The organism is Actinomycetota bacterium, from assembly GCA_040755895.1.
Taxonomy (GTDB): Bacteria; Actinomycetota; Aquicultoria; order Subteraquimicrobiales; family Subteraquimicrobiaceae; genus Subteraquimicrobium.
In genome coordinates, this window is record JBFMAG010000135.1 from 1 (window position 1) to 4,819 (window position 4,819).

The 4,819-nt window shown below is 44.7% G+C and carries 6 protein-coding genes; 1 reads left to right on the forward strand and 5 read right to left on the reverse strand.

Going from position 1 to position 4,819, the window contains the following annotated elements:
* Together AB1466_06405 and AB1466_06410 are read right to left on the reverse strand one after the other, a co-directional pair.
* Positions 1–1,890, reverse strand: a 1,890-nt coding sequence (locus AB1466_06405; protein ID MEW6189714.1) for an acyl-CoA dehydratase activase-related protein, incomplete at its 3' end; no start/stop codon positions are given.
* A 264-nt stretch (positions 1,891–2,154) separates the two neighbouring features.
* Positions 2,155–2,379, reverse strand: a complete 225-nt coding sequence (locus AB1466_06410) for a hypothetical protein (protein ID MEW6189715.1) — start codon at positions 2,377–2,379, stop codon at positions 2,155–2,157.
* Between the two features lie 99 nt (positions 2,380–2,478).
* On the opposite strand from AB1466_06410, the gene AB1466_06415 reads away from it, so the two are divergent.
* Positions 2,479–3,552, forward strand: coding sequence for an FAD:protein FMN transferase (locus AB1466_06415; protein MEW6189716.1), 1,074 nt, complete (start codon positions 2,479–2,481; stop codon positions 3,550–3,552).
* A 10-nt stretch (positions 3,553–3,562) separates the two neighbouring features.
* Here the strand turns inward: AB1466_06415 and AB1466_06420 are convergent, their stop codons facing one another.
* From AB1466_06420 to AB1466_06430, 3 genes are read right to left on the reverse strand one after another with little or no spacing between them, the layout of a single operon-like run.
* On the reverse strand, positions 3,563–3,901 hold the full coding sequence (locus tag AB1466_06420; protein ID MEW6189717.1) for a four helix bundle protein: 339 nt from the start codon (positions 3,899–3,901) through the stop codon (positions 3,563–3,565).
* A gap of 48 nt (positions 3,902–3,949) precedes the next feature.
* Positions 3,950–4,303: a DUF3566 domain-containing protein gene (locus AB1466_06425; protein MEW6189718.1), complete on the reverse strand. Its 354-nt coding sequence runs from the start codon at positions 4,301–4,303 to the stop codon at positions 3,950–3,952.
* Positions 4,304–4,316: 13 nt separating this feature from the next.
* Positions 4,317–4,700, reverse strand: a complete 384-nt coding sequence (locus AB1466_06430) for a DUF4870 domain-containing protein (protein MEW6189719.1) — start codon at positions 4,698–4,700, stop codon at positions 4,317–4,319.
* Between the last annotated feature and the right edge of the window lie 119 nt (positions 4,701–4,819).

The following is a 4,819-nucleotide window of genomic DNA, read 5'->3' on the forward strand; positions in this document are numbered from 1 at the left end:
TCCCCGCTCAATATAGATGCCCTCCTCACCTAGGAATTTCTCGATATCAAAATTTATGAAGGGCTCAAGGAGAATGAAAAACTCGCCCACAAGACCGACTCTCAACACATCCCGAGCGGGATCTTGCTCCACGGCGGATATAAGTTTTAGACCTTCTTCTTTTGCTTCCTCAATTTCTTCAAGAGTCTGTGCTTGATCAATAAAGCTTCTTGCACTCTTTAAAGCCTTCGTGGTTTCTCCTTTTTTCACCTCGTAGCATCGCGTCTCCAACGCCCTTTTCTCAACCGTATCGAAGGCTCTTTTCTTTAAAAATGAAGCCTTGATGATCCGCCACAGAGTGCGATCATGAGGGGTCAAAGCCAAAAGCTCCATCCACATCCTACCCGATAGGGAAGCAGCGCCACGTGCAATCCTCTTTAATAAGGGTAAGAATATGGGACTCACTTTCCCTGGAGAGAAGAACCTAAAGAAGTCAGCAAAGGTTTGGAGACCTTGGCTACCAGGAGGTTCCAAGATTTTGAATTCGAATTTGTAACCGAGCTCCTTGAGTATCAATTCAGCCAGTACGCCATAATATCCAAATCGGCAGGGTCCGCAACCTCCAGCGTGGACGAGGACATTCGCCCCTTTTTCCAAAACTTCTATATAATTCCCCAGATTAACCTTAAGGGGCAGACAAATGGTCTCTGGAGCATATTTGACGCCCAATTTGAGGGTCCTCTCCGTTGTGGGTGGTGGGATAATACAACTTGTGCCGAGACTTTTGAATAGATATTTTAAAACCAGGTGTGTATCCTCTCCCATTCTGGGAAAGCTTACCACCCTTTCCTTTATCGATATGCGCGTTCTTCCCGAGCCCAGGGGTTTATCCGCAGCTTTCCCAACCGAGAAACTTTTGGTAATCTGTCCCCTTTTCCATTGAATCATGTCCATAAAAGCTTCAATCCTGGTTCTCACCCCCGCCTCTCCCGCGTGTTCATCGATGCTTATCGATGATAGGGGTATACCCGCTCCCTTTGCCTCATGTTCGATAAATCCCCCCATCACCGAGTCCGGCCCACAGGGGAAAGCCGGAAGGTAAATGATTCCATCCACCTGGCCATTTTGACACCAATGCCAAACGGCTCCAAAAATCCGTTTTTGGTAATTCCAAAAAAGTGGCTTGGGCAGGGTGGACAAGGATTTTTTGATCTCGAAATCCGGTACCATCTCCGGGGTGAGGATGCACGCTCCCGCATCCTGGATTTTCTTCACGATATTCATACTGATGTGAGGATCATAAATGAGATAACAGTGTCCAGCTATCCCGATTGTGAGCCTGCCCATCCGGCAGGTGGGTCCGCCTTGACTCTCTTTTCCTCTCTTGCCCGCAAATATTTCGGTCGGTAGATAACCTCGCATGAGTAAGGAGTGGAATTGCTCCTGAGCTTTTTGAGCCCTTTTGTATGCTTTAAAGATTCGTGAGGGAGCATAGCCCAATTTTTCTCCCAGCTGCTCGAAGAAGAGTGACCAGGGTTTCTTCTCCTTTAAATCGATCAAGGAACAGAGAATATTAAAACCTTCCCTACCCTTGAGCTCTCTTAGGGTGTTTTCCACCATATCTGGGAGACCCAAAAGTTTTGGACAAGTATAACCATCGGGATCCACGCTGACAAGACGCGGGATGAACAGAAAATCTACCTTGTCCACAAGATCCAATACGTGTCCAAAGAAAGCCTTGACCGGGAGACAGAGTTCATTCTCGGCAACCACAAGTCCCGCATTTAAAATTCGCTTATTGGTTGCATTGGACACTGCTACTTGGCAATTTAACTCATCAAAGAAGGTTTTCCACAGGGGAAAATATTTGTAGTAGAGGAGAGCCTGCGGCACCCCTATTTTAAAAGCCATTGGCCTTCTCCCTCAAAGATTCGCAAAATCGATTCCGGTTACATCCATGAATTATAACCCTTCTCACCAAAAATGGCGAATTTGGTTTGATTGAAAGTTATTCAGAGGTATGAGGAACTCAAGACAAGACTAGAAGAAAAAGGGGAGGGACACACCAGGACAGGTGTTTTGGAAATAGCCATATTAACCTTCTTTTTTGCGCCGTTAATACCCTCAAGCGTCGGACTCATTACAATTACTGGTGCTTTTGGATCAAATTGGTATCTAGCCATGGAAGGCGACCGCATACCCTTTCCTAGGAGTCTTCCCGGTATAAAACTGGTAAGTGTATTTCCCTTTAGTGCGATTTAATAATTTATAGAGGTCGTCCCTATTTTTGCTATGAGCAAGGACTTTGACTCTCGTCGGGTTGCCAAGTTCATCTTCCTCTAGAACTTCCACAAGTACCCACTCATTTTTATATTTCTTTTTAACCTCCTCGATTTTCATATCTATCGCCACCTAATCCTTTCATATTTACTCATTTACTATAACATATGCTATATTCCCTATAAAAGCACCTAAAAACCCGGAGAATCTTCCAAAGATATGCCAAGAGCATCTTCACTGCGAAAAAATCGATGGATTTTGATTCTTTCCATTGGGCTAATGGCCTTGATTCTCTGGTGGACGCTTCGAGGTAAGAGTTATACCCAAGAGCCCTATGTGAAGGAAGGGATTCTTTTAGGTACCTATGTTTCGATTAAGGCTTATGGAAAAGACGAGGGACGAGTTGAGAGAGCAGTGAACGAGGCCATGAAGGAGATGGAAAAAGTCCACAGACTGATGAATTTTTTCGACCCTTCAAGCGAAATCTCAAAGATAAACCAAAATGCGGGTAAAAAGAGGGTGAAAGTCTCATCCGAAGTAATCGAGATCGTCTCCTTGAGCAAAGCATATGGTCAGAAAACCGCGGGGACCTTCGACATCACCGTGGGACCCTTGACCCTACTGTGGAACTTTGAAGAAAAACCCCACATCCCCACCAAAATGGAGTTGGATGAAAAATTGCCATTGCTGGATTTAAAAAGCATAAGTATCGATAGAAAAAACAACCTAATAAAACTGGAAAAACCGGGGATGAGATTGGATTTGGGTGGAGTGGCTAAGGGATACGCCACGGATAAAGCAATAGAGGCCCTAAAAAGGCATGGGATATCTCAAGCCCTGGTCACCACGGGTAGTACAACCCGTGTAATTGGTTTGAAGCCAAGGGGCAAACCATGGAGGATCGGTATTCAGCATCCTCGCCCAAAAAAGGGCGAAGAAGAAATCATTGGCATCCTTAAGTCTAAGGATGATAAAAGCGTGAGCACATCTGGCGATTATCAACGGTACTTCGTAAAGAAAGGTCGGCGGTATCACCACATACTCGACCCCAAAACGGGGATGCCCGTGGAGGGATTGATGAGTGTCACGGTGGTCACCAGCAGAAGCTGTGCTGAAGCTGATATTTTATCCACCGCCATCTTTGTAATGGGCTATCCCAAAGGGATGGACTTTATCGAGCAAACCAAGGATTTAGAGGGCGTGATCATTACCTCGGATGGGAAAGTTCACGTCTCCTCGGGACTCAAAGGTAAAATTGAAAACCTCATTAGAGTGATTCAAGTGAGGGAGTGATTCAAGTGATTCAAGACCTCTTTCTTAAACTTCCAACCAATGAGTTAAGCATTATTCTTATCTCTTCGCATGAAGGAAAGCGTTTCTCAAAGGTGGGTTTATCAATAAAACCTACGGCTTCACATTTTAGAAACCAATCTTGGCTTTCAGTGGTTGAACCACGTGCTATTATCGAATACCGCTGAAATTCTTTTCCCTTGTTTTTACCGAATCCTTCGGCGATATTGGCACTTATAGAGGAAACTGAACGAAGAAGCTGTTGGGCGAGAATATCGGCCACTTTATTTTTGGGAATTTTATTTACATCTTCAACGGTCTCCAGAAACAACTTATGCGCCTTTTGCCACACTAGTAAATCCCTAAAGCTTTTGATCTCGTCTCTCACTTCCTCGCTCTCTCACTTCCTCACTTCCTCACTTTTGGTTTTCTCTTCGAGGCTGAGCTCGATGCCCCCGGTTATCATGGCTATGAGGTTATAGATTAGAGCTATAACGGCATTGAAGATGGTATTGAGAATGCAAAAGAATATCCCCACGAAGAAGAAGACGACCAAAGCTATCCCACCGCTTACACCCAAGGCCTGGAGAGTCTCTAGGGCTTCCCTTCCCTCAGCGCCGAGCATGCCCGTGCTCAAAACCACAAGGTAACCAAGGACGACAAAGATGAAGAATATCAGGAAAAATATGAGGTAGGCAACTACACTGAATTTAAAAACCGACCAGGCTCCGATCCTTTTTACGAGCGTGGGCAATAAAATCACCTCTTTAAACATATTTCTCTGCCATATCGCCTAGGACTGGGAGCTTATACCTTCCCCCTTGATAAGCTTTGATCATCAAAATAATCCACAGAGCAAAAGCGCCAATGCTATAAGCCGCCCCAAGTAGCATATAGATTATCGCGCCGATGATGGGAATATAGGTGAGGATAACTCCCAAGATGGCGAGAATGATCCAACCCACAATTAGAGCTACTCCAAAGAGAATGGCTTGCATGGCATGGAATCGGACATCCTTATTTTCCTTCTCAATCAGATAGAAAATAAGCCCAGTGAGCCAGGTTAAAAGATAGCAAAGAAGTCCGGCTACATTTGGTTCTATTCCAGTACTGGATTTTGGACGCTCGGGGGGAGTTAGTGTTTCTTGCATTTCTGTCACCTCCTTTCATAACGATTTGAGCTTTCAAAATTATTCCCTAATTTTAAGAAAAATACAAATATGGTTGTAATTCTAAATACACACTCTAAAACCTCTTTCTCTCCTGGATA

What these genes read in the sequence shown, in the direction of transcription:
- AB1466_06410 (MEW6189715.1), bottom strand. Translation starts at nt 2,379, where the DNA reads ATGAAAATCGAGGAGGTTAAAAAGAAATATAAAAATGAGTGGGTACTT.
- AB1466_06415 (MEW6189716.1), top strand. Translation starts at nt 2,479, where the DNA reads ATGCCAAGAGCATCTTCACTGCGAAAAAATCGATGGATTTTGATTCTT.
- AB1466_06430 (MEW6189719.1), bottom strand. Translation starts at nt 4,700, where the DNA reads ATGCAAGAAACACTAACTCCCCCCGAGCGTCCAAAATCCAGTACTGGA.